23 protein-coding genes are annotated in these 24,494 nt (G+C 71.5%); 2 read left to right on the top strand and 21 right to left on the bottom strand.

Going from position 1 to position 24,494, the window contains the following annotated elements; genetic code table 11:
* Window positions 1–9: 9 nt before the first annotated feature.
* From IF29_RS47785 to IF29_RS0120825, 6 genes are all read right to left on the bottom strand, one after another.
* On the bottom strand, window positions 10–1,179 hold the full coding sequence (locus IF29_RS47785) for a M23 family metallopeptidase (RefSeq protein ID WP_051725579.1): 1,170 nt from the start codon (window positions 1,177–1,179) through the stop codon (window positions 10–12).
* On the bottom strand, window positions 1,163–2,254 hold the full coding sequence (locus tag IF29_RS0120845) for a hypothetical protein (RefSeq protein ID WP_030257098.1): 1,092 nt from the start codon (window positions 2,252–2,254) through the stop codon (window positions 1,163–1,165). The genes IF29_RS47785 and IF29_RS0120845 overlap by 17 nt, the downstream gene beginning before the upstream one ends.
* An 8-nt stretch (window positions 2,255–2,262) precedes the next feature.
* On the bottom strand, window positions 2,263–2,865 hold the full coding sequence (locus IF29_RS0120840; protein WP_157623850.1) for a DUF5819 family protein: 603 nt from the start codon (window positions 2,863–2,865) through the stop codon (window positions 2,263–2,265).
* Between the two features lie 204 nt (window positions 2,866–3,069).
* Window positions 3,070–3,444, bottom strand: coding sequence for a hypothetical protein (locus tag IF29_RS0120835; protein ID WP_030257091.1), 375 nt, complete (start codon window positions 3,442–3,444; stop codon window positions 3,070–3,072).
* Window positions 3,445–4,062: 618 nt separating this feature from the next.
* Complete coding sequence (locus IF29_RS0120830) at window positions 4,063–4,581, bottom strand: ArsR family transcriptional regulator (RefSeq protein ID WP_030257088.1); 519 nt, start codon at window positions 4,579–4,581, stop codon at window positions 4,063–4,065.
* 17 nt (window positions 4,582–4,598) lie between these two features.
* Window positions 4,599–7,577: a helix-turn-helix transcriptional regulator gene (locus tag IF29_RS0120825; protein ID WP_269665016.1), complete on the bottom strand. Its 2,979-nt coding sequence runs from the start codon at window positions 7,575–7,577 to the stop codon at window positions 4,599–4,601.
* A gap of 174 nt (window positions 7,578–7,751) precedes the next feature.
* Between IF29_RS0120825 and IF29_RS48565 the strand changes: the two genes are divergently transcribed.
* Window positions 7,752–7,883: a hypothetical protein gene (locus IF29_RS48565; RefSeq protein WP_269665015.1), complete on the top strand. Its 132-nt coding sequence runs from the start codon at window positions 7,752–7,754 to the stop codon at window positions 7,881–7,883.
* A 131-nt stretch (window positions 7,884–8,014) separates the two neighbouring features.
* Here the strand turns inward: IF29_RS48565 and IF29_RS48560 are convergent, their stop codons facing one another.
* The 14 genes from IF29_RS48560 to IF29_RS0120750 form a co-directional block, all read right to left on the bottom strand.
* Complete coding sequence (locus IF29_RS48560; protein WP_269665014.1) at window positions 8,015–8,146, bottom strand: hypothetical protein; 132 nt, start codon at window positions 8,144–8,146, stop codon at window positions 8,015–8,017.
* Between the two features lie 69 nt (window positions 8,147–8,215).
* A complete protein-coding gene (locus IF29_RS0120810; protein ID WP_051725578.1) occupies window positions 8,216–10,066 on the bottom strand; it encodes an AfsR/SARP family transcriptional regulator in 1,851 nt (616 codons plus the stop codon).
* A 110-nt stretch (window positions 10,067–10,176) separates the two neighbouring features.
* The gene (gene lanKC, locus IF29_RS0120805) at window positions 10,177–12,726 is read right to left on the bottom strand and encodes a class III lanthionine synthetase LanKC (protein ID WP_030257078.1); all 2,550 of its coding nucleotides are present in this window, start codon (window positions 12,724–12,726) and stop codon (window positions 10,177–10,179) included.
* Between the two features lie 22 nt (window positions 12,727–12,748).
* The gene (locus IF29_RS0120800) at window positions 12,749–14,011 is read right to left on the bottom strand and encodes an MFS transporter (protein WP_051725577.1); all 1,263 of its coding nucleotides are present in this window, start codon (window positions 14,009–14,011) and stop codon (window positions 12,749–12,751) included.
* A 9-nt stretch (window positions 14,012–14,020) separates the two neighbouring features.
* Window positions 14,021–14,167: a hypothetical protein gene (locus IF29_RS46170; protein ID WP_157623849.1), complete on the bottom strand. Its 147-nt coding sequence runs from the start codon at window positions 14,165–14,167 to the stop codon at window positions 14,021–14,023.
* A gap of 146 nt (window positions 14,168–14,313) precedes the next feature.
* Window positions 14,314–16,830, bottom strand: coding sequence for a class III lanthionine synthetase LanKC (lanKC, locus tag IF29_RS0120790; protein WP_030257073.1), 2,517 nt, complete (start codon window positions 16,828–16,830; stop codon window positions 14,314–14,316).
* Between the two features lie 28 nt (window positions 16,831–16,858).
* Window positions 16,859–18,121, bottom strand: coding sequence for an MFS transporter (locus IF29_RS42220; RefSeq protein ID WP_037595958.1), 1,263 nt, complete (start codon window positions 18,119–18,121; stop codon window positions 16,859–16,861).
* A 17-nt stretch (window positions 18,122–18,138) separates the two neighbouring features.
* Entirely contained in the window at window positions 18,139–18,942 is an 804-nt protein-coding gene (locus IF29_RS43750) for a class I SAM-dependent DNA methyltransferase (RefSeq protein ID WP_051725576.1), read from the bottom strand.
* A 52-nt stretch (window positions 18,943–18,994) separates the two neighbouring features.
* Window positions 18,995–20,149 carry a glycosyltransferase gene (locus IF29_RS0120775; RefSeq protein WP_198037519.1) on the bottom strand — a complete coding sequence of 385 codons (1,155 nt, stop codon included), beginning with the start codon at window positions 20,147–20,149 and terminating at the stop codon, window positions 18,995–18,997.
* Entirely contained in the window at window positions 20,146–21,303 is a 1,158-nt protein-coding gene (locus IF29_RS0120770) for a radical SAM protein (protein ID WP_051725574.1), read from the bottom strand. Before IF29_RS0120770 ends, IF29_RS0120775 begins: the two co-directional genes overlap by 4 nt.
* 128 nt (window positions 21,304–21,431) lie before the next feature.
* The gene (locus tag IF29_RS0120765) at window positions 21,432–21,617 is read right to left on the bottom strand and encodes a hypothetical protein (RefSeq protein ID WP_030257064.1); all 186 of its coding nucleotides are present in this window, start codon (window positions 21,615–21,617) and stop codon (window positions 21,432–21,434) included.
* 30 nt (window positions 21,618–21,647) lie between these two features.
* Entirely contained in the window at window positions 21,648–21,803 is a 156-nt protein-coding gene (locus IF29_RS46165) for a hypothetical protein (RefSeq protein WP_157623847.1), read from the bottom strand.
* A 44-nt stretch (window positions 21,804–21,847) separates the two neighbouring features.
* Complete coding sequence (locus IF29_RS46160; RefSeq protein ID WP_157623846.1) at window positions 21,848–22,006, bottom strand: hypothetical protein; 159 nt, start codon at window positions 22,004–22,006, stop codon at window positions 21,848–21,850.
* A gap of 35 nt (window positions 22,007–22,041) precedes the next feature.
* On the bottom strand, window positions 22,042–22,356 hold the full coding sequence (locus tag IF29_RS0120750) for a hypothetical protein (protein ID WP_030257062.1): 315 nt from the start codon (window positions 22,354–22,356) through the stop codon (window positions 22,042–22,044).
* Between the two features lie 271 nt (window positions 22,357–22,627).
* On the opposite strand from IF29_RS0120750, the gene IF29_RS0120745 reads away from it, so the two are divergent.
* Entirely contained in the window at window positions 22,628–23,977 is a 1,350-nt protein-coding gene (locus IF29_RS0120745; RefSeq protein WP_051725573.1) for an MFS transporter, read from the top strand.
* A gap of 98 nt (window positions 23,978–24,075) precedes the next feature.
* Here the strand turns inward: IF29_RS0120745 and IF29_RS46155 are convergent, their stop codons facing one another.
* A complete protein-coding gene (locus IF29_RS46155) occupies window positions 24,076–24,222 on the bottom strand; it encodes a hypothetical protein (RefSeq protein ID WP_157623845.1) in 147 nt (48 codons plus the stop codon).
* Window positions 24,223–24,494 lie beyond the last annotated feature (272 nt).

Below are 24,494 nucleotides of genomic sequence, written 5' to 3'. Positions count from 1 at the left end.
GACGGTTACTCAGGTTCGGACGGTGCGGCCCCGGTGGAGGCTGCCCTGCACGTCCACGAAGTCGAGGTCCAGGCCGACACCGTCGCGTTCGGCGTGGATGTGGAGGTGGGGCTCGGTGGTGTTGCCGGAGTTGCCGACCTCGCCGAGCAGGTCACCGGCGCGGACCGACTGGCCCTGGGCCACCGCGACGGTGCCGGGGCGCAGATGGGCGAGCTTGACGGTCTCGGTACCCGTGTCGATGAAGACGTGGTTGCCGTAGACCGGCCCGTACCGGATCACACCCGGGACCTGGTCCTCGACGCCGTCGACCGCGGAGACGACCCGACCGTCGCAGGGGGCGTACACCCTGGCCCCGTAGGCCAGGTAGGAGCCGAGGCTGCCGGCGGACCCCCGCCGGCTGCCGGTGGCACCGACCTTGACGAGGTCCAGGGCGCCGCGCTGCTCCGGCACCTGGAAGTGGTGGTTGAGCAGACGTCCGCCGCCCTGGCCGACGTACCAGGCCCCGCGCAGCGGGAACCAGGCCTGTGCGGTCACGGCGGTGCCCCAGCGGTGGCGCCGGGACCGGAGCAGCGCCCCGGCCGTCAGGCCCAGCATCACCACCCCGACGACCACGTCGAAGGTGCCGTTGCCGACCCGCAGGTGGGGCAGGCGCCAGGCCGATCCGAGCGCGACGAGCGCGCCCGCCTCGACGGGGCGGCGGACCCACCAGGGCTCCTCGGTGATGGAGGAGAAGCCCTCCAGGAGCAGGTAGCCCGACGCGACCACGAGCAGCGACCCGATCCATCCGGTGACGCTCCCGGCACCCCAGCACAGGGCGATCCAGTAGCAGCACAGGGCCACCCAGACGGCCGTGGCCAGCCGGCGGCGCCACCACCCGCCGGGCCCGTACCCTTCCGCGCCCCGGGCGATCAGCAGGTCCTCCAGCGTCCCGGCCTGATCGATCTTCGCCCAGGCCAGGACCTCTCCGCGGGGTCCGGCGACGAGCAGCCCCCGGGGCGAGTCCCGCACCTCGTCGATGCCGCCCAGTCGCTCCCGGGTGGCGTCCACGATCCGGCGCAGCAGGTCGTGGCTGCTGGACTCCACGGCCCGGGGCGCGAGTTCGGGCCATCGGTCCGGGTCGGCGGTCAGGAACGCCTGCAGTGCGGCGATCTCGGCGCGGCGGTCAGGCCTGGTGGGCACGGTCCTCCTCCTTCGAGGCCGAGGCCGAGGCCGGTGCTGGTGCCGGTGCCGGTGCCGGTGCCGAGACCGAAGCGTGCTCCGCTCCGGCCAGGGAGAGCGCAGCGCCGGCCGGGAACTCCGCCAGTGGCGGCCGCAGCCGGTCCAGCACGCCCTGCTTCAGCCGCACCGCACGCAGGTACAGCGACCGGTAGTCCTCGTCGCGCAGACAGGTGCAGTCGGCGCCGATCATCAGTAGTCCGAAGCAGACCAGGCCCATGCAGACCATGATCCCCAGGTGCATGGCCTCGATGGCGAGGGTGTTGGCCTTCCGCACCCACGCCCGGTTCGACAGTACGGCGAAGGGGAAACCCAGTTCGGTGAAGATGGTGAAGTAGCAGATCGCGGTGCCCAGGAACGCGCTGCTCATCACCTGGGCGTAGGTGGACGACATCTCGAACCCGGTGATCCGGCTGATGTAGTACATGGCCACGCCGTTCTGCCACACCGTTCCGGTGATCTTCCAGTAGCCGGCGGTGAAGTAGAGCACCGACGTCTGGAAGACGATGAGGTAGGCGGCCAGATTGTGCAGTGCGGTACCGATCGTGGGCCCGCTCTGCCGGCGCATTAGCGCACGGCGCTGCTTGGCTCCCGGCGCGAAGTAGGCGTTGGAGACCGAGAAGACCATGAAGATGATCAGGATCTGGGCGAGGTTGTCCCCGCCCTCCAGTACGTCCTGGTTGCGGTAGTGCAGCGACCACATCAGCACGGCCTGGGCGATGGTCAGGGCGCGGCCACCGAAGACCATGAACGCCAGGGAGACCAGGATCACCGCGTGGAAGAGCAGCTCGAACCAGATCTGCGAGTTGCTGACCAGGAAGAGCGAGAACCCCCAGTGCGGCAGCGCCTTGCCCGCGACCGCCGGTGAGTTGTAGGAGTGCGGCCCCCAGAGGAACTGCCTGCGGCTGTAGTCGGCCAGGCAGTAGAGGACGGTGGCGAGGCCGATGACGATGCGCAGCAGCGCGATGCCGACCAGGCGGCGTTCGCTGCGCGCCAGCCACAGCACTACAGCGTCGACCCGACCCGTGAGCTGACCCATGACCCGCCTCACTGGGCCACCCCCGCGACGTAGGGCAGCCACGAGGTCTGCATCAGCGGCTCGATCGGCTCCTTGGGCGCGGGACTCTCGTAGCGCTGGGAGAACGGGATGATCGGCTGTGTCTTGAACGTCGCTCTCACCGCCACGATCCGGTCCTGCGGGAAGAGGCTCTCCGCCCGTGCGGACATGAAGCGCTGCATTTCCAGGAAGTCATTGGCGTAGGCCTGGTCCAGATCGGTCTGTGCCTGGGCACGTTGTGCGGCGGGGAGCTTCTTGATCTTGGTCGCCGCCTGGTCGTAGTGCTGCGCCCCCTCGTCGAAGGCGAGCATGATTCCGGGCAGCTTGGTCGGGTTGACCCGGAACCCCCGAGGCGCACGGTCGATGGCCCCCTCGATCTCGACCGGGGAGGTCTGGACGACCTGACCGGAGGGAAGGCGGACCTGTGCCTCCATGTACACAAGGCTGTTGCTGTCACCGGGAGTCGGGCCGAAGAGCTGCCAGTCCTGCCAGAAGTACGGCTCCATGAACGCCACCGCGGTGGAGTCCACCCGGTTGCGGGCCGGTGAGGCCGGGGCGTTGTACACCAGGCAGGCGGCTGTGTAGAGGACCACCGGAACCAGTGCGAGGAGAGAGCCCAGACGTACCCGCATCGGAACTGCGGAGTCTCCGGGTAGGGTGGTTCGACTGCGTTGTCTACTGAAGAGATGTCTCATCTGACGGGAGATCACTTCCTGTGGCTCGTGGCCGCGCCCGGCGGCATTAGGGGCCGCCGGGCGCGGAACTGGGCTGCTACCTCACTGGTTCGGGCAGCGGTTTCAGTTGGCGGCGTCGAACTGCGCGTCGCCGGGGATCGCCCCGTGCAGGGAGGCCGGCGCGGTGACCGGGCCGCCGCTGGACGACGACGAGGAGTCGGACGAGGACGAGGAGTCCACGGCGGCGGCCTTGACCGTCGCCTTCACCGCGACCTCGGTCGCCTTGACCACGGAGGCGGCCAGCACGCTCTGCGCGATGCTCGCCCAGAACTGGGGCTGGGCGCCCTTGCTGAGGACCGTGGCGGTGGCCAGCGACTGCGTCGCGGCGACCTTCTGCTGCGGCAGCGCGGCGGCGGAGGCGCTGGTGCCCACCGAGCCGACGATGCCGGCTGCGGCGACGGTCGCCACCAGTGCGCCGGCGATCAGCTTCTTCTTCATGCTGTTGCTCCTTGGATCTGTGAAGGGTCGCCCCACCTGTGCGCAGGCGGGGCGGGGCCCGTGGCGGTTGCCACGGGAGTCGTGGGGCCCGGTGGCCGCGGCGAGCGGCCGGGTACCGGGAACTCGGTCGGGAGTGCTGAAGGGCGCGTCGCCAGGGAGTTCGCCGTGCGCGGGCCGCGGCGCGGTCGATACCGGCGCACCGGCGACGGGTTTCTTCCGCATAAATCCCACCCTGGTATTCGACGGGCTCGGCGGGACCAGGGCACGGAGAATTCGAATTGCAAGCCGTATTCGCTCCGATGATTTCCGGAGGAATGCCTTCCGGTGTGTGGGGATGGAGCGCTGGGCGCCGGCTCCCCACTGCCCGTGCTAGCCGGGGGAGGCCGCGATATTACAGCGGTCGGAAATCCCCGTGCGGTTCCTGCTCATCCCCGTGCCCCCGTGACGATGGTGTTCGTCGATCCCGCCGCGATATCCGTCGGCGTTGGCTCGATTCTTGCACCGGCGCAGGCCCGCAGTGAAGTCAGTTGAGCAGAACTTGAGGTTTCCCGGGAAATCTTCCGTTTCGTCAATACGCACACGAACCAATAGGTCATGAAAAAGCGAGGTGGGTCGATTTCACCGTTGTGCCGCCGCGAGTGCGACCAGGAGCGGGACCATGCGCTCGACCGGGACCTCGTAGTGTCCCCGCGACGACGAGTGCAGCCAGCCGGCCGCCGTCATCTGTCGCAGGTGGTGGTAGATCTGTCCGCTCGTCCCCATGTCCGCGACCTGGGCCAGCGAGTTGACGGTGCTGCGGCCGAGCAGGATCTCACGGAGCATCAGCAGGCGCACCGGGTTGCCGAGTGCGGAGAGGGCCTCGGCCGCGCTCGCGAGATCGCTCGCCAGCAGGCTCTCCGTGCTGTAGCCGGCCTGCCACTCGTAGCGCTTGCCCGACGGGAGTTGGACGGCGCCGGTGAACAGCACCCCGCCGCCGTCCAGTTCGGCCTCGGCCAGCTGCTTCTTCCAGGTGGACAGCGCCCAGAAGCCGTCCTGGGTCGGGGCCGCCGGCACTGCGGCGGGCTCGCTCCGGTCCAGCCTGGCCTCGAGGTCGGCAACGCGTCGCGTCAGGTCCGCGACGCGCTCCTCAAGGTCCATGGCGCAATAATACGTAACTACGGAATATTGGCAACACCGGAGCTGAGGGCGTGCAGCAGTGCCGCACGGGAACGGATGCCCAGCTTGCGGTAGATGTTGCCGAGATGGGTGTCCACCGTCCTGGCGCTGAGGAAGAGCTGTTCGGCGATCTCCTTGGTGCTCCTGCCCATGACGGCCAGTCGGGCGATCTCGCGCTCCCGATTGCTGAGGAGGGCCACGGCCGGGTTGGTGCTCAGGTTCGACAGCGTCACGACCGATCCGTCGGCGGGGTGGGGCGGCGTCAGCTCCGCCCGGGCCCTTGCCACCTCCTCCAGGATCCTCCGGGCGCCGCAGCCGCGGGAGACCTTCGCTGCCGAGTCCAGCCACTCCAGCGCCCGGCTCCTTCCGCCGGCCGTGTGCGCCGAGCGTGCCCCGGCCAGCAGGGTCAGTGCGTGTTCGACCGGCAGTCCGGCCCGGCGGAACGCCTCCGCGGCCTGGTGGAACAGTTCGGCCGCCGCGTCGTGGTCGCCCACCGCGGCGTGGAGCTCCGCCTGCGCCCTGCGGACGTGCTGCTGCTGCAGCGGCAGGCCCAGCTGCGTGGCGGTGGCCTCCGCCGCCACGGCCCAGCTGCGGGCAGCGTCGATGTCACCGCAGCGCAGCGCCGCGGTGGAGGCCAGCGCCAGGAGCGAGGCCCGCCAGGGCGGCAGTAACCCGCGCAGTCGCGGGCCGCCCGCCTCGGCGAGGGTGCGCAGGCAGTCCGCGGGATGTCCGCCGTAGAACTGGACGTAGGCCAGCAGCCCGACAGTGACGTTCGCGCGCAGGCCGCGCACGGCATGAGCGAGCGCGTGCCCCTCCTCCGCGATCTCGATCACTCGGCCCGTGTCCCGGCACGGCCGCGTCCACAGGAGCCCGGTCGCCCTCAGGGTCAGCGCGATGCCCGCGCCTTCGTCGGCCCCGATCATCCGGGCGAGCAGTTCCGCCTCGCGGGCCCGTCGGCCGAGCGCGTCCAGACGCCCCGTCAGCTGGTCGAGGTGGCACAGGGCCACCAACTGGTTGATTCTCAGGTACCGTCGGCTGCCGCCGGACGTGGCGTCCAGGCCCCGCTCCAGATGCCGGTAAGCGTCGTGGATGCGCTCGTGGAACAACTCCGAGCAGCCGAGCATCGCCAGCACCTCCGGCATGGAGGCGGCAGTGGCGTCCGGCAGGGCGTCCACCAGGCGCGCGCACTCGGTGATCTCCGGGGCGGCCTCGGGCAGCAGGCCGAGCTGGGTGTCGCCGAAGGCCGCCAGCGCCCGTAGATAGGGAGCCATGGGATCGGCGCCGGACGCGGCCTGGGCCGCTTCGCGCACCAGGTCACGCGCCTGGGCGTAGGCGTCCCGGAACATCTGCACCCGCCCGTGCGTGGTGATCAGTTCGGCGGCCGGGCCCGGCAGCGGAACCGGCAGCGGCCGGGGCAACAGGTCCAGGCCGGCGTGGACGACCGCGTCGGCCTCCTGGTAGCGACCCAGCAGGCGCTCCACCTCACCGCAGACGGCGTAGGCCCGCACCGCCAGGTCATCGGGCAGGTCGGACCGGTGCCGCAGCAGTTCGTGCGCCAGTGAGCGGGCCTCGCGCAGGTGGCCCACGGCGGTCAGAGCGCGGCAGCAGTCGAGCACCAGCACGGCCCGGGTGGCGCTGATCCCGGTCCCGGTCGGCAGATGCTCCAGCGCCAGGCCCAACCAGCGAGCGGCGGTGGCGGGCGCCTGCGCGGTGGCCTCCGCCGCGCCCTCGATCAGGCCCTGCAGAGCCGGGACACTGCCGGAACCCACCAGGTACTCGGCGTGCCGGGCACGCTGGACGGCCGGGGCCCGGCGCGCCGTGAGCAGCTCCAGCGCGGCGCTGTGGGCGCTGAGGCGCAGCGACGGCGAGGCGTGTTCCAGGACGACGTGGCCGAGTACCGGATGCCGGAAGGCGTAGCGACCGCCCCAGGGCAGCGGACGGATCAGGTCCGCCGCGGAGAGTTCGGTGAAGGCGCCGAGGGTTCGTTCGACCCCCAGTCCGGAGATCGCGGCCACCTCGGCCGGGAGGAAGGGATCACCGAGGACGGCTGCGACCTCCGCCGTAGTGGCGGCGACCGTGCTGAGGGCGGTGAACTCGGTGAGGAGGGGAGCCGCCGCACGCCGCAGGCCGTCGCGGTCCGGGCCCGCACTCAGTGGCCACTCGTCCGGATCCCATCGCGCGGCGGCGAGGATCTGGAGCAGCCGTGGATTGCCGCCGGACGCGGCGTGCAGCTGCTCGGCGTAGGCCCCCTGGTTCATCGGCTCCCAGGAGGGCCGCCGTGCTGCGGGAAGGTCGTTCCGGGGTGCCGTGCCCGGGAAGGGGGTGTTGGTCCTGGCCCGCCAGAGGCCGAGCAGGGTGGACGTGGCCTGGGTGTCCAGGGGCGACGGAGTCAGCCGGATGACGTCACCGGTCTCGGCGCCGCGCTCCAGTGCGTCCGTCAGCAGGGCGCCGGTCTGCCTGGGACGGTGGGCCAGGGCCATTGCGAAGGGGCCCGACGGGGGTCTGCGCAGCAGCTGCGCGACCGCCCTGGCGGACTGCTCGTCGCACAGGTGGACGTCGTCGAGCAGCAGCACGCCGCCCTGGTCGGCGGCCCAACTGCCCAGGAGGCTGCGGAGGTCGGGTTCCACCGGTGGACCGGTGTGCGACGCCGCGGGGCGCCGGCCCTCCAGGGCGGCCAGCAGTTCGCCGACGGCCTGGCCGTGTTCCGTCGTACCGTGCACTGCGTGGACCCGTAGCACCCGTGCCCCGGCGGCGACCGCCTGCTGGGCCAGCTGTCCGAGCAGGCTGGTCTTGCCGATCCCCGGCTCGCCGGTGATCTCCAGCACTCCGCCCCGACCGGTACTCATGCGTCGCACCAGCTCGGAGAGGCAGTGGAGCTCCGCGGGTCTGCCGACCAACTCGGCGCTGTTCTCCCATGCCGGATCTTCGAGAAGCAAGGAACTCCCTCTCTCCCAGCCGGCACACCCCCGCCGACGCACAGCCTGTGTATCACGCTGGAAGTGACCGATGCGCCTGAACGGCGTCCCCCGGTGGACTGGGAAGAAAGCGTTTCCGTACCGGTAGTTGACCAGCACCGAACTTTCGCTGGATAGCCTCTCCTCCAGCCGGACCTGTCACCCCGTCAGCTCCGTCTTCCGATCGAGGAGATCACCGTGCCTGAGACCATCGAGCCCACCATCGACTCCATCCTGAACCTGCAGATCCTCGAGAAGGACGTCAACGACGAGAGCAGCACACAGACCTGGACCTGCGTCAGCTACGCCAGCAATGTGCTCACCGCGTGAATAGCCGGAATTGGGCACCAGGGACGGCCTGGTGCCCAATTCCGGCTGCTGGCACCAAGATGCGGGCGGCCCCACCGCTGTGGATGGGGCCGCCCGCACCGACACGTCGGCTCGACGAAGAGAGCGGAGATCTACCGCTCGTCCATCTTGCTGGCGTAGCTGACGCAGGTCCAGGTCTGCGAGGTGCTCTCGTCGTTGACGTCCTTCTCGAGCATCTGCAGGTCCAGGATGGAGCCGATGGTGGGCTTGACGGTCTCAGCCATGGTGATCTCCTCGGTCTTGGGAAGGTCGTGGGCAGGACACGGAAACGGCCGGTCCTGCTGAGGGAGAAGCTAGCCGGTGAAAGTTCGGCAGTGGTCAACTGCCGGTATGGAAACGCTGTTTGCGTACAGATGTGTGAAGTGCGGCACCGAGTACAGCGTGGCGTGCGCCGTCACCTCGGCCTCCGGTGAGACGACCGCCCCGCGCTCGATCAGCGACTCCAGCTGACGCTGCGCGCGGACGGGGTCGCAGCCCAGGGCCGTCGCGGCCTCCGGCGCGGTGAACGCCCGCGCCAACGGCGCGGCCGCCAGCTGCAGCAGAGCGGACCGGGCCGGCTCGCCGAGCTGCCGCCACTCGTCGGCGACGCGTGAGCGCACGTCGTTGTCGCCGACCGCCAACTCGTCGAGCACGGACCGGGGATCGGCGAGCCGCGACGCGTACTCACCGAGCGTCAGATGCCGCAGCACGGCGAGCTTGAGGCCGGCCACCCTGACCGCCAGGGGTAACAGCCCGCAGGCCGTGACGATGCGCTCGGCGGCCGCGACGTCGCGGTTCGCCCGTTCCGGTCCGATGATCCGGCCCAGCAGTTCCAGGGCTTCGGCAGGGGAGTACGGCTGCACCTCGATCCGGTGCACCGAGGCGAGCCCGGCGAGTCGGCTCCGAGCGGTGACGAGCACCGCGCTCGGTCCGGAACCCGGCGTCAGCTGCCGGACGGCTGCCTCGTCGGGCGCGTCGTCGAGCACCAGCAGCACCTTCCGGTCCGCCAGCCAGGTCCGCCAGACTGCGGCGGCCTGCTCCGGACTGCCGGGCGTCGCCGCCAGGCCCGCGTACTGCAGCAGCTCCGCGGTCAGCGAGGCGAGCGACCGGGGCGTCCCGTCGTCCGCACGGAGCCGTACCCAGATCCGACCGTCGGGGAACTCACGCTCCAGTCGGTGCGCCACCCGCGCGGCGAGCGCGGTCTTTCCCACGCCTGCCGGCCCGACGACGACACTGACCGTATTGCCATCGGTGGCCCGCTCCGTCAGCTCCCGCAGCTGACTCTCGCGTCCGGTGAAGTCCCGGACGTCGGGCGGCAGTACCACCGGTGCGCGGCGCTGTCCGCCTGCACCGGCGGACGCCGGTCCGGTGAAGTAGCCGACCTCGTCGGCGAGGATCGAGCGGTACACGGACTCCAGCGCCGGGCTCGGCGAGAGGCCCAGCTCGCGCGAGAGGTGCTGGCGCAGTTCGTCGTACGCGGCCAGGGCCTCGGCCCGGCGCCCCGAGCGGTGCAGGGCCGTCATGTGCGCGGCGCGCAGGCGTTCCCGAAGCGGGTGCGCCTCCACCAGGTCACCGGTGGCCTCGGCGACGTCGGCGACCTGACCCGCCGCCAGCGCGGCCTCGGCCCAGTCCTCGCTGACGGCCAGGTACCGGGCCGTGATGCGCTCCGCCGCCTCCCGGACCGGCTCCGAGCAGGCCAGCTCCATCAGCGGGGGACCGGTCCACAACTGCCTTGCCTGCCCCATGAGATGGGCGGCACGCGGGAAGTCGCCCGCCGAGGCCGCCGCACGGCCGGCGCGGACCAGCCGGTCGAACCGCAACGAGTCCAGCTCCGCCTCGGCGGGACGCAGCAGGTAGCCGCCGGACCTGCGGAGCAGCCGGCCCTCGGCCCCGGTGCCGGACTCGGCCAGCGTCCTGCGCAGTGCGGATACGTACACCTGCAGGTTCTTGCGCGCGGTCCGCGGAGGTTCGTCGGACCACACCGCCATGGTCAGCATGTCGACCGAGACCACCGTGCCGGGACAGCACAGCAGCATGGCCAGGACCAGCCGTTGCTTGAGCGGCCCGAGTTCGAGCGGGCGTCCGTCGGCCTCGACGGACAGCGGGCCCAGGACGGAGAAGCGAAGGGTCCCCGGACAGTGTTCGGGATCCGACAGGTCAGTCACCGCAGTGCCTTTCGCTGTTCCGGGAGGAAGCCGATGGGCCATCGCTGGGAGCAACTCTGCCCAAGGCGGTGGCCCCTAGCATCGGGGGAATCCCTACACCCCGTGGTACCTCAGCCGGTGCCGACCGGGAGCAGGGCGTCCAGACGACCCTTGCCCTCCAAGGCGGTGTGCAGGGCGAGCAGGACCCCCGCCGAGCCGGTGGCGAGATCCGTCGAGAGCCGGGTCAGGCCGGCGCCGGGGAAGACCAGGCCGTCCTGCCTCCGCACCGCGTGCCAGGAGAGCCTGCGGATCGGTGCGAGCACCCGGTCGTCCTGATCGGGGTCGCCGAGCAGGCCCAGGACCGCGATGAGTCCGGCCCGCCCTCCGAACAGGCCCGGCTCGCGGACGAGTTCGGAGGTGCAGACCGCAGGGGCGCAGGCCGTGAACGCGCTCAGCGCGGGGTCGTCGGCGTGGGCCAGGTACTCCCGGGCCACCAGCGCGATTCCGGCGCTGCCCGTGTCCAGGTAGGGGAGGTGGCGGTGGCCGTACTTCGCCCAGACCGTGCCGTCGGGCAGGGTGACGCAGTGTCCGAGGTCCCAGTGCAAGGCGGTCCGGGCGGCCGTCAGATACCGCTGCTCCCCGGTGATGCGGTGCAGCCGCAGCTGGAGCAGCGCCGCACCGCTCAGACCCTCCAGCAGTCCGGCCGTGGCCGGCAGCCGCAGGCCGTCCCGGGCCCCCGTGCGCACCAGGGTGTCCAGTCGCTCCGCGGTGCGCACGGCTTCGTCGAGCAGGGTCGCGTCGCCGGTGCGGTGGGCGAAGTGGCAGAGGTTGAGTGCGACGCCGGCCTGTCCGCCGTGCAGGCCCGCGCGCAGCGGGTCGCCGACGGTACGGGCCCGTGCGAGCACATCCAGGGCCTCTTCGTGGCGGCCGAGTTCGTCGAGCACCGCGGCGGTGCCGTGCAGTCCGTCGTACAGTCCGTAGCCCTGCTGGGGGCGGGCGCGCAGAGCCGAGTCCGCCAGCCAGTCGACGTACTCCGTCGGGACCGCCGCGCCCGCCCGGTGCAGCGCCAGCAGCACGCCAGCCGCGCCGTGCGCGAGGGTGTGGCCGCCGGTGTCAAACACCGACCAGTGGGCCGGGAACAACCGGTCGGTGCGTTCCGGGGTCGCCCGGGCGTGGATGCCCGCGACCAGTTGGTCGCGCACCGCGGGCCAGTCGAAGGGCATCCGGTCGAAGAGGTCCTCGGGCGCGCCGGTCGCGCCGGGGGCCGCCGCGGAGCCGCTGATCACCGGCCTGCGCGGGCCCTCGGTGGCGGGCAGCCGGAAGCGTTCCCGGGCCGTCGCTTCGAGCAGTGCGGCCTTGCCCGGATCGAGGTCGATCATCTCGGTCAGCATCGTCAGCATGAACAGCCAGGTCGCCCAGAGGCCGTACTGGTCGGCCTCGACCCCCGTCGCCCCGGCCGGGGCGGTGAAGCCGGCCGCGCCGACCCGCGCGAGGTCGCGTGCGTCGACATCGGTGGCGTACTCGAAGTCCACCAGCACCACCGAGTCGTCGGGGCGCACGATGATGTTGCGGGGGTGCACGTCCCGGAAGCACACACCGCGGGCGTGGAACGCGCTCAGAGCCGCCGCCAGGCTGTCCGTCACGGTCGCCACCCAGCCCGCGTACGCGCGGAAGGCCGCTTCGGAGGTGTCCCGGCCGGGGAGCGGCATGCGGCCGATCACCGACTCCAGGAGCGTCGGCCCTTCGATGTACTCCTCGATCAGGAAGTGGTGCTCCCAGACGGTGCGCATCCCGTACAGGCGGGGTACGCAGTCCAGTCCCTGGAGTGTCATGAGTGCGCGGTACTCGTTGTGCAGCCGCTCCACCGCGTCGGCGCGGGCGCCGTCGAGGCCGCTGAACGGCCGTGCCTCGCGCAGGACGACCTGCTGTCCGGTGGTGCTGTGCTCGGCTCGGTAGATGCCGCCCGCGTTGGAGAAGTGCAGGGGCTCGCGGACCAGGTAGGGGAAGCTGTCGTCGCGAGCCTCCCGCCGGGCGGCGGCGTGCGGTTCCAGGACGGGCGGCAGCGGTACCCACTCGGGCAGGTGGAAGACCGGTGCCCGGACGTCGGGGACGAGTCTCCCGGACGGGTCGCGCAGCGCGGGGACGGGGATGCCGTTCTCGTCCGGACACTGCAGAGCGATGAACGCTCCGTAGCGCACGTGCACGGGTCCGCGGCCGATGCGCAGGTCACTGAGGATGTACGGGCCCGGCAGCCCGTCCAGAGCGGCGACCAGTTCACCCAGCACCTGCTCCAGTCCGGCCTCGCCCGCCGGATACACGGTGACGAACTTCCCGCTGCTGCCCCGCGGCATGTTCTTGTTCCCCATCAGCAGCAGTGCCTGACTGCTGCGCAGGAACTTGAACGGGACTCCCCGGGCCGTGCACAGGGCGGCCGCGCGCTCCAGGGTCGCGTCGGCCGTGTGCGGTGTGGCGGAGAGGTGGATCTTCCAGCCCTGCTCGACGGGCGGGGCGTGGTCCGGGGTCAGGTTGGCCCAGAGTCCCTTCACCGACCGGCGCCAGCCTGTCGGGACTTCTCCCGTCGCCAGTGCGAAGCAGGTGGCCTCATCAGCCAGCCGGCCGGGCGTCTCGAAGTACAGGGGGTCGGCGGTGCCGTAGACCAGCGCTTCGCGGGGGTCGGCCACGAGTCTCTCCTCGGTCAGGGGTTCACGGGTTCACGGGTTCACGGTGGGCCGGAGCCCGTTCGGTCGTGACCGGTGCGGGTTCGCTGCGGACGGACGGGGCCCACGACACCAGCGCGGCGCACACCAGGAACACCCCTCCCAGCACGAGGTACGCCGTGTCCGCTCCCCAGACGGTGAGCAGTGCACCGCCCGCAAGCGGGCCGAGCGGCTGGATCAGCGAGGAGACGAAGCCGGCGGCGCTCTGCACCCGCCCGACCAGGTGTTCCGGGGTGGCCACCAGGACGGAGGTCGCGAAGCCGACGCTCCCCATGGACGCAGTGGCGATGGTGAGGGAACACAACGCGCCCACGTACAGCGGACTCTGACTGATCGGCAGCAGCAGGGCGGTCCCGGTACAGGCCCAACAGGTGGCAGCGATCATGGTTCCGGGGCGCAGCTCCGCCGGCACCTTCCCGGCCAGCAGCGATCCGGTCAGTGAGCCGACGGCGATGAGCGAGACGATGGTGCCGCCCCCGATCCCGGAACTGCCGCCGTGGGAGGCCGTGGCCAGCGCCACGAACATCATGGCGCTGAACGCCGCGTTCAGCCCCAGCCCGAAGACCAGCAGCACGGTGCGCAGGTACGGCCGGCCCAGGATGAAGCCGACGCCGGCCGCGAACTCCTTTCGGGAGAAGGCGGAACGCGTCCCCCGGTTCGGTGCCGAGCGGGTCCGGACCAGGGTGAGGCAGCCGGTGGACAGCAGCAGGCCGACAGCCTCGGCGGCGAACGGGAGCGCCGGGTGCAGCGCGTAGAGGGCTCCTCCGCCGATCGGGCCGACCAGGCGGGTGGCGGCGCCCCTGGCCTGCAGGCGGGAGGTCGCGCGGCCGAGCAGTTCGGCCGGCACCATCGCGCGCAGCAGGCCGAGAGCGGCCGGCCCGTACACGGTGTTCATCACGGCCCCGACGGCCGCCACCGGCAGTACCAGGAGCATCGGGGTGCGGCCCAGGAAGACGCAGACCGCCAGTGTCCCGACGACGAGCGTGCTTCCCAGGTCGCAGATCCGCATCAGCCGCCGCCGCTCGACGGTGTCGGCCAGGGCGCCTCCGGGCAGCATGGCGATCAGCACGGCACCGATCGAGACACTGCCCACCGCACCGGCCTCCACCGGGGAGCCGGTCCGGTGCAGGACCAGGAGGGGCAGCGCGATCGCGGACATCTGCGAACCCAGGGAGGCCAGCAGTCCGCTGATCCAGAGCAGCCGGAAGTCCCGGATGCCGCTCAGGCCCACTCCGTCCCGCGGACCCATGGCGGGCGGTTACTTCCTGGTGGACATGTCGAAGGAGCTGACGAAACTGATGCAGGACATCTCGGACTTGTCCATGTCCTTGCCGAGACCCTGCAGGTCCAGGACGGAGCCCTGGACCTCGGTCTCGGCGGTGACGGGCTCGATGTTCTCAGCCATGGTGATCCCCTTGCTTCGTGGCGGGAGTGGAGCGGACCGTGAGTACCGGTTCGGCAGGGGGACGCTAACCGGCGGGGGTTCGGCGGCGGTCAAGCGCCGGTATGGAAACGGCTTGGCCGCCCCGGTGGCTGCCCCGCCGGTGCCGGTCAGCCGGTGGGGAGCACGGCCAGCAGGTCGCCCTTGGCCTCGAAGACCGTGTGCAGGGCGAGCAGGATGCCGGCCGCGCCGGTGGCGAGGTCGGCGGAGAGGCGGCGCAGTCCGGCCCCGGGGAAGAACAGCCCCTGCTGGTCGGGGACCGCGTGCCAGGCGAGCCGGCGAACCGAGGTCAGCACCTGGTTCTCGGCGTCCGTTCCGCCGAGTCGGGCCAGCACGGCGATCTGCCCGGCCCGCCCGCCGAAGAGCCCGGGTTCGAGCGGGACGTCGTCCGCGCAGCAGCCGCGGACGGTCGCCAGGAAGGCGGAGAGCTCGGGATCGTCGCGGTGTTCCAGGTACTCCCGGGCCACCAGCGCCACCCCGCCGCCGCCGTCCAGGTAGGGCAGCCGGGGGCCGGCGCAGTGCTCCAGCTCCCAGGCCAGGGCGGCCCGGGCCGCCGTGAGCCGTCGCTGCTCCCCGGTGATCCGGTACAGCCTCAGCTGGAGCAGGGCCGAGCCGCTCAGGCCGTGGAGCAGTCCGGCGGCGGCGGGCAGCAGCAGCCGGGGACCGGGACCCTCGCCCAGCAGCGCCTCCAGCCGATCGGCGGCCTGCTCGGCCTCGGCGAGCAGACCGCCGTCGCCGGTGCGCAGGGCCAGACGGGCCAGGTTCAGCGCGACTCCGGCCTGTCCGCGGGCCAGCCCGGCGAAGGGCGGGCGGTCGGCCGAGCGGGTCCGGGCGAGCAGTTCGTCCCGCCCGTCCGGGCAGCCGAGCTCGTCCAGCACCGCTGCCGTCCCGTGCAGGCCCTGGTAGAGGCCCTGCGACTGCGCCGGGCCGGCCCGGCGGCCCGAGGCGAGCAGCCAGTCGGTGTACTCGGCCGGGACCGGGACGCCCGCCCGGTGCAGCGCCAGCAGGACGCCCGCCGCGCCGTGGTCGAGGGTGTGGCCGCCGGCGCCGAAGACGGCCCACTCGGCGGCGAAGAGCCGGTCCTCGCGCTCGGGGGTCGCGGTGGCGTGGATCCCGGCGACCAGCCGGTCCCTGACGGACGGCCAGTCGGACGCGCCGCCGACGAAGAGCTCCTCCGGCGGTCGCGGCGGCTCGGTCCCGCCGGGTGCCGGCGGCCGGCGCGGACCCGCTCCCGGCGGGAGCCGGAACCGCTCCCTGGCGGCGGCCTCCAACTGCTCGGCCTTGGCCGGGTCGTGGTCCACCATCGGGTTCAGCGGCAACAGCAGCCACAGCCAGGTCGCCCACAGGCCGTACTGGTCGGCCTGGAGGCCGGTGCCGCCCGGCGGCGCGGCGAAGCCGCCGGCCCCCACGCGTGGCAGGTCCTCCTCGGTGAGCGGGACGGCGTACTCGAAGTCCACCAGCGCCACCGTCCCGTCCGGGCGCAGCAGCACATTGCCCGGGTGCAGGTCGCGGAAGCACAGGCCACGGCTGTGGACCGAGTCCAGGGCCGCCGCCAGGCCGTCGACGACGGTCTGCACCCAGCGCGCGTAGGCGTCCAGGGCCTGTTCGGAGCAGTCCCGGCCGGGCTGCGGACCGCGCGCCCGTACCGCGTCGTCCAGCCGCTCGCCCTCCAGGTACTCCTCGATCAGGAAGTGGTGGTCCCTGACCGTGGCGATCCCGTACACCTCGGGGACGCAACCGAGGCCCTGCAGCCGGGCCAGCGTCCGGTACTCCCGGTGCAACCGCTCGATCGCCTCGGTGCCGTCCCGGTCCAGGCCGCTGTACGGTCTGGCCTCGCGCAGCACCACCAAGGCCTCGGTGGTCCGGTGCCGGGCCAGGTAGACCCCGCCGGCGTTGCTGATGTGCAGGGTCCGCAGCACCTGGTAGGGGAAGTCGCCGTCCCTGGTCGCCTGCAGTCGGGCCTTGCGCGCGTCCAGGTGCGGCTGCAGCACCGGCGGCAGCTGTACCCAGTCGGGGAGCCGGAACGTGGAGCCACGGACGTCCGGTACCAGCTCGCCGGAGGGGGTGCTCATGGCGAGGACCGTGCTGCCGCCCGGGCCCGGGCAGGTCTTCCGGACGAAGGCCCCGTAGCGGACGTGGACCGGGCCCCGGCCGACCCGCAGGTCGCCGAGGATGTCCGGCCCGGGGAGGCCGTCCAGGGCCGCGACCAGCTCCGCCAGTACCTCGGTGAACTGCAGGTCGTCGGAGGGGTAGACGGTCACGAACTTCCCGCTGGCGGTGCGCGGCAGGTACTTCCGCGAGACCAGCCGCAGAGCGGTGGAGCTGCGGAGGAACTTGAACGGGACGCCCCGGGCGAGGCAGACCGCGGCAGCGGTGTCGAGGGTGTGCTCAGCCAGCTCGGGGACCGCCGCGAGGTGGATCTTCCAGCCCTGTTCCGCCGTCTCCGCCGCCCCTGCCCGGTCCGGGCGCAGCACGGTCCAGAGCCCCTGCAGCGAGCGCCGCCAGCCGGCCGGGACCTCCGCGACGGTCAGCGGATAGCGGGTCGCCTCGTCTTGGAGCCGTTCCGACGGCTCGTAGTAGCGGGTGTCGGCGGCGCAGTAGAGCAGGGTCGGGCCGAGGTCCGGCACAGTGCTCCTCCTTCGGTTCGGTCGCGGTTCAGTTCTGCGAGCTGGCCGCCAGCTCGGGGACCTCGGCCGGATCGTCGCCGGACCGGACGGAGTTGACGGCGGTGCGCAGCCGGGGGCTCGCGCAGAGTGCGCCCAGTGGCAGCAGCAGCGGGGCGACGAGCACGATCGCGGCGGTGAGCCCGCCCTGACCGGCGATCAGGAAACCGGTGATGCCGGGCCCGGCCCAGGCGATGCTGCCGGCCAGCAGTGCCACCGCGGCCGAGATCCGGCCGAGCAGGTGGGCCGGTGCGTCCAGGCCGACCTGGAGCGACACCAGCGAGCCGATCGGCGGCAGGAAGAACACGATGACGCCCACGGCCGCCACGGTGAGCAGGGTGTGTCCCAGCCCCGTCAGCGGTGTCAGCACCAGCCACACGGCACCGATTCCGCCGAGCACCGTCACCGGTCGGAACCGGCGCAGGATCCATCCGGTGCAGACGCCCCCGGCGATCCCGCCGCAGCCGGCCGCGGTCAGCACCCAGCCGGCCGACACCGGATGCCGCCCCAGGTCCGAGGCGCCGATGGCGGCGAGCAGTTCGACGGAACGACCGAGCAGGTTGAGGTAGGCGACGAAGGCCACCAGGAACAGCAGCGGGCGCTGCTTGAACACCCACTCGAAGCCGCGGGTGAGCTCGCCGGTGGTGTGCCGCAGCGCGCCGGCCCCGCCCCCGCCCGACTCCGCGGGGCGCGGGAGGTGCTGGTAGACGACGCGGGACAGCAGCAGCAGCGACAGCAGGTAGGAGGCGCTGTCCACCAGGAACGCGATCGGTGCGCCCAGAGTGAGCAGCAGGCCGCCCAGCGGGGGGCCGACCGCGATGGCGATGTTGGTGCGGACGATGGTGCGGGTGATCGCCTGGCGCCGCTGTGCGACCGGCACCGCCTGGCGGATCACCCCGGTCTCTCCGGCGGAGAAGAGGGTGGAGACCACCGCCGTGGCCGCCGCGGCCGCCACCGCCACGATGGTGGTCAGCTGCCCGACGGCCAGGGCGAGGGCGAGCAGCAGCGCGATCACGGCCCGTCCGGCGTCGCACAGCAGCAGCAGCGTCTTGCGGTTGACGGTGTCGGCGACGAGCCCGCTGGGCAGCTTGGCGATCAGCTGGGCGATCCCCACGGCGGTGGCGACCATGGCCGCGTCCACGGGCGACCGGGTGGCCGCCAGCACGGCGAGCGGCAGGGCGAGCGAGGTCATCTCGCTCGCCATGTCGGACAGCGCCTGGCTCACCCAGATCAGGGTGAAGCTCCTGCTGATCACGGCTGCCCCCGGCCCGGTCAGCTGTCGGAGCGGCGTACTGCGACGTACAGCCCCTTGGTGTGGACGTCCTCGTCGACCGAGTCGGCGAGGCTGCCGTTGCGCTCCAGCCCGTGCGCTGCCACCAGGTCGAGGCCGGCCGCGTCCAGGAACGCGGTGAACTCCTCGACCGAGTGGTGCCGCTGGAGGTGGTCGATGCTCTCGCGGGTCCAGGACTCCGGGTCCTCGGGGGACTGCCGGAAGGCGTTCATGACCAGCTTGAAGCGCTCCGGGTCGCCCTCCTCCGGCAGGAACCGGCCCTGGAGGGTGACATACAGGCCCTCCGACTCGAAGACGTGCGGCTCGTGCATCAGCCGGTACCCGCGCCGGGTGTTGGCGTCGAAGACCAGGACGCCGCCCGGGTTCATCACCGAGCCGAGACTGGCCAGGGCCTCGGCCAGGTGCTCCGGGTCGGCCAGGTAGTTGGCGATGTCGCTCATGCACAGGACGACGTCGTACGGGCCGCCGTGCGGGAAGGGCAGTCGGATGTCGTGCACGTGGAAGTCGATCCCGGAGTCCGCGTGGGTGGACCGGGCGATCTCGATCATGGCCGGGCTGATGTCCGTCCCGGTGGGGTGGAAGCCGCGCTTGGCGAAGGCGATGGTGCTGCGCCCGGTGCCGCAGCCGGCGTCCAACAGCCGGTCGCCGGGCGGTCGGGCCTGCTTGATCAGCTGCTCCAGCAGGTCGCCGAAGACCGTGTAGTCGTCCTGCTGGGTGAGCGCGTCGTAGAAAGGGGCGGTGGCGTCGTAGGCGACGGCCGCGTGGTCGGTGGAGAGCGTGGTCACGGGGACTCCTGTCGGGCGGTCGGTTGCAGCGGGGACGGGACGGATCAGCGGTTCAGCGGCAGGCTTCCTCGACGGCCTGCGCGGCCAGCGCCGCGCTCTTGGTCTGCCGCAGCGCCTCACCCAGCCGGCGGACCCGGGACCGGAGCACCGGGTCGGCCAGCGTCTCGCCGACCGGACCGGCCGGGTGCGCCAGGTCCGCGGCGGAGACGGGCAGTTCGGCGGCGACGCCGGCGCGCAGCGCGGCGGAGGCGATGACCCGCTGCTCGCCCCCGTTGGGGCGGAGCAGCAGCGGGCGGTCGTGCAGCAGCGCCCCGAGGACCGGGGCGCTGGTCCCGTTGGCGACGACCAGGTCGGCCCGGTCGAGCAGGGCGGACATCCATGGCAGACGGACCGTCAGCACGTCGGCCCCGGGGGCGGACCGGTGTTCCTCGGTGCGCCCGAGTTCGACCACGGCCCGGTGACCGGTGCCGGTGAAGGCCGCGTCGATCCACGGCCACAGGGTCGTGCCGCCGAAGGTCCGGCCCAGGTGCACATAGGCGAGCGGCCGGTCCGAGCGGGCGAGGAACTCCTCGGCCTGTTCCAGTCGCCCGGGGTCGGCCGGCGGCTCCCACCACAGCGGGCCGACGTGGCGTACCTGTTCGGGGAGCAGGGCTCCCTGCGGCTCCAGGTCGGGGTGGCCACGGAGCAGGAAGGCCTGGCCGAGCAGCGGGAGCATTCCGGCGGCCGGAGCGCGGGCGGGGAGGCCGACCTCCTGGCGGGCGGTGTCCAGCATTGCCAGGCTCTGTTCGAGCCGCCAGCCGCGATCGGCGTCGTCGGCCCCGTCGGCCGTGTGCGGGGCGTCGAAGGTCCAGAGGTGGCAGGTCAGGCCGAGGACCACCACGGGGAGGTCCAGCGTCTCGGCGGCCAACAGGGCTCCCGGGCACAGGACCGAGGTGACCAGCACGTCGGGCCGCCGGGCCCGGGCGAGCTCCAGCACCGCCCGATACTGCGCCGCGCTGCTCCGGAACCACCGGCTCACCTCGAAGGCGCCGGGCTCCGGCAGGGCGTCAACGTCGTGGACGTCCAGGCCGTCGGCGCGCGCGGCGGTCGCGGCACCGGCCGCGGAGAGCAGGGTGACCTCGTGGCCGCGCCGGTGCAGCTCCAGGGCCAGGGCCGTGGCCGGGTAGAGGTAGCCCGGGCTGGTCAACGGGCAGAGCAGCGCCCTCAACTCGCCGACTCCAGGGCCCGGCGGCGTTGGCGCAGCATTTCCAGCAGCCCCACCGAGAGCGCGTCGTCGAAGGCCTTCGAGGCCGCCTCGGTCGCCGTCTTCTTGGAGAACTCGCCGCAGCTGACCCAGCGCTCCTGCGGGTAGTCGCTGTAGCCGTCGTCGATGGTGCCGACCTCGTAGTCGGGCTTCCCGATGGTCTCCCAGCAGCTGTAGAGCGTTCCGTCGGCGTTGATGACCGCGCCGGAGACACCGTCCTGCTCGCCGCAGAAGCCGCACTCGCCGCCGCCGGGCCAGCCGACCTCGAAGCCGCTCTCCAGCGCGGCCGCGTACGCCCGCAGGATGGTCTCGACCTCGCCGCCGGAACGGTCCAGGACGTTGTCGAACATGCCCGCGTAGTTGAGCACCGGGGCGACGTCCAGACTGCAGCGGGTCGGGTCCAGTCGGCCGGACAGGTCGCGGATCAGGTCCTCCAGCAGCGGCAGGCCCTCGGACGTGGTGTTGAGACGCAGCGTGAGCCGCAGCGCGGTGGCCTCCTGGACGGCGGCCAGGTTGTCCAGGATGGCGTCGAAGGTGCCCCGGCCGGACCGGGTCGCGCGCAGTCCGTCGTGCAGTTCCCTGGGGCCGTCCAGGGTGATCTGCACGGAGCGCAGGCCGGCCGACTCCAGCCGCTTGGCCTTACGGGCCGTCAGCAGCACTCCGTTGGTCACCATCGAGGCCGTCACCGGGCCCAGCGCTCGCAGCCGGACCAGGAGTTCACGGCAGGCCCAGGGATTGAGCAGCGGCTCGCCGCCGAACAGCAGGACGAACAGCCGGGTGGCCCCGGCCTGCTCCATCCGCGGCCGGGTGAAGTCGACGATGCGGTCGATGGTGGGTCCGTCGAGCACCTGCTTGTCGATCCGGGGCGGGTCGAACCGCCCGGGCGCGGCCGCGTCGGTGTTCTGGAAGCAGTAGGGGCAGCCCAGGTTGCAGGCGGTGGAGGTGACCACGGTCAGGTTGTAGCGGTCCGTCGGCCCACGTTGCGCGATGTCCGCGCGCTCCAGCTCGCAGGCCCCCTCGGCGGTCAGCTGTCCGTCCTCGTAGTAGCGCTTCGGGAGGAGCAGGGTCCCGCCCGGGCCCATGTGCCAGACGCCGGACTTGCCTTCGATGATCTTCACGGTTGGCCTGTACTTCCTGTGACGGGGCGGATGGGAAGTCTCCGGGGGACGCGGGAACGCGGGGGCGCGGTCGGACCCGGAGCGGGTGAACGCCTCGGGTCCGACCGCGGACTGCGGGAGGCGAACGGCTAGGCCAGGTCCGAGACATAGAGGGGGCACCCGTAGGTGGGGGCCTCATGCAGCTCGGCGGTGTGGGCGAGGACGTCGTCGGAGTCGGCGCGGTCCTTGTCGAAGACGCCGCAGATCACCTCGGTGGCCTCGAACGCCTCGGCGCCGTGGGCGAGGACATCGTCCTTCTCGGTCGGGACAGACACGTGTTCCTCCAGCAGTTTGGGGAAGAGCGGTCAGTCCAGGTCCTGGGTGTAGACGCTGCACACCAGGTCGGCGGACTCGTGGATCTCGGCGGTGTGGGCGAGGACGTCGTCGGAGTTGGCGAGGTCCTTGTCGAAGACGCCGCAGATGACCTCAGTGGCCTCGAACTTCTCGGACAGGTAGGACATGTGTTCCTCCAGTGGCAGGAGTCCGACCGGCTCGAACGTGTCGGTCAGGTCAGGGTGGGGTCGTAGATGGTGCACATACAGGTGGCGGCGGTCTCGTGCAGCTCCACGCCGTAGGCCGGCAGGTCGTCGGAGTTGTCGAGCTCCCTGTCGACGACGCCGCAGATGACCTCGGTGTCCTCGAACATGTCAGTCAGGACGGGCATGTGTTCCTCCAGCGGTGAGGGGGCGGGGCGGACGATCAGAACAGGTCCTTGGTGTAGAGGTCGCAGATGTACTCGGAGCCGGTGAACTTCTCCGAGCTGTGGGCGACGACCTCGTCCGAGTTGGCGAGGTCCTTGTCGAAGACGCCGCAGATGACCTCGGTGCCGGTGAACTTCTCGGAGCTGTGGGCGATGACGTCGTCGGAGTTGGCGAGGTCCTTGTCGAAGACGCCGCAGATGACCTCGGTGCCGGTGAACTTCTCGGCGGTGTGGGCGATGACGTCGTCGGAGTTGTTGAGCTCCTTGTCGAAGACGCCGCAGATGACCTGGTTGCCCTTGAACTTCTCGGACATGGGTTGCTCCAATGGTTGGGTTCGGACGTCCTGGAGAGACACCCTTCGCTGATACGGGAGCAGTCTCGACCGCCGGGGTTCGGTACCGGTCGACAAGTGCTTCGTAACCGGTAAATCTGCAGCCCAGGGCGGCTGTTGAGGCGGGACGGCACCCAGCGGCGGTGCGGCCGGGGATCGGCATACCGTTTCCATGCCGGCTGTGGACCGCTACCGAACTCCGCCGCCCTAGCGTCGCCGCACTCCGGTTGAACACGCGCGAGGACTCTGGATCATGCAGCGAACAAGCACAAGGCTCATCAACCGCGAATACGCCCGGCTGTGGTGCGGTCAGGCCGTTTCGACCGTCGGCAACTACGTCTTCGACACGACCCTGGTGCTGTGGATCGCCACGGTCCTCGGCAAGGACAAGGTTTGGGCGCCGGCCGCAGTGAGCGGAGTCATGCTCTCCATGGGAGCAGCCGTGCTGCTGGTCGGCCCGGTCGCCGGTGTCTTCGTGGACCGCTGGGACCGGTACCGGACGATGCTGCGCTCGGAGGTGATCCGTGCGGTCCTCGTGGGCGCGCTGGCGATCGTCGCCCTCCTGCCGGTGAGCGCCCTGCCCGCCTACGGGTGGCTCGGCCTGGTGTACACGGTCGTCTTCGCGGTCGAGGCCACCGGCCAGTTCTTCGGTCCGGCCCGCTTCGCGATCCTCAGCGAGATCATCACCGGGGAGGTGGACCGGACCAGGGCGGCCGGCATCGGGCAGGCGACCATGGCGACCGCGGCGATCATCGGACCGCCGCTCGGGGCGCCGCTGCTCTTCGTCTTCGGCCTGCAGTGGGCCCTGCTGATCAACGCCGCTTCGTATCTGTTCTCCTACCTGGTGATCCGCTCGATGCGCACGGATATCTCGGAACTGGCGCGGACGGAGCCGGCCGGGCCCGAACGCAGGAGCCTGGGGCGGGAGTTCGTCGAGGGTCTGCGCTTCTTCGCCGGGAACCGCATCCTCGTCGCCCTGTTGACCGTCGCCGTGATCGTCCAGTGCGGCACCGGTGCCATGAACGCGCTGGACGTCTTCTTCGTCACCGAGAACCTGCGCACCGCGCCGAACCTCTTCGGGTTCATGTCGACGGCCTTCGGGGTCGGTGCCATCGCCGGATCGCTGTGGTCCGGACGTGTCGTCCAGCGGCTCGGCGCCCGTGCCACCATCTGGCTCGCGCTGCTCCTCACCGGGATGCTGTTCGTCGGCTACTCCCGGCAGACACACTTCTGGAGCGGTCTCGTCCTGCTCACGGCGTGCTCGATCCCGGTCGCCATGGTGAACACCGCGCTGGGTCCGCTGCTGCTGCAGGCCACACCGCAGGAGTACCTGGGACGGACGATGGCCGTCTTCAACCCGGTGAACCAGCTCGCCTCGACGTTCTCGGTCATCGCCGCCGGATGGCTGGCCAGCACCCTGCTCCAGGACTTCCACGCGGATCTCGGCGGACTGCACGTCGGACCGGTCGACACCGTCTTCTCCGTGTCCGGTCTGCTGATCGTGCTCGCGGCCGGATACGCGTTCCTCGCCCTGCCCCACGGGAGCGGTCGAACCGGGACCGGCGCCGAAGCGGAAGCCGAACCGGACCCGGTCTCCGTCTAGGGGGCTTACCGACAGAGGGCCTTCTGAGCGCCGGTGCGGATGTCACCATCCCCACCGACCCAGAAGGCCCTCACCCGTGTCAGGGTCGGTTGCGGAGCCTAGATCGAGGGCGGGATGTAGACGGCGCACCAGATGGAAGCGGCCTTGTGCAGCTCGGCGATGTCGGCGGGGGCGTCGTCGGAGTTGGCGGTGTCCTGGTGGAGGACGCCGCAGATGACCTCGGTGTCGAGGAGCTTCTCGGGCATGGATTACTCCCATGGGAGGAGGCGGACATGCTGGAACCGTGTCGTCCAGATCGGGAACAGTCTCGACGGCCCGGGTTCGGTACCGGTCGACAACCGGTTCGCAATCGGTAGATCGGCAGCATGTCCGCTGCGGACGCCTGCCGCTGACTCCCGACCGGGGGAGGGGCATACCACCCGCAAGCTTTCAGCAAACCGAAACCATACGCGGCCCCCCGACACTGGGGACGTTGCAGTCGCCGCTCAGCGGCACGATCACTGAACCACTGGGGGAT

This window comes from Streptacidiphilus jeojiense, from assembly GCF_000719095.1.
Lineage (GTDB): Bacteria > Actinomycetota > Actinomycetes > Streptomycetales > Streptomycetaceae > Streptacidiphilus > Streptacidiphilus jeojiensis.
The sequence above is the reverse complement of the archived record's forward strand: the minus strand, read 5'-3'. Positions and strand labels throughout refer to the sequence as shown.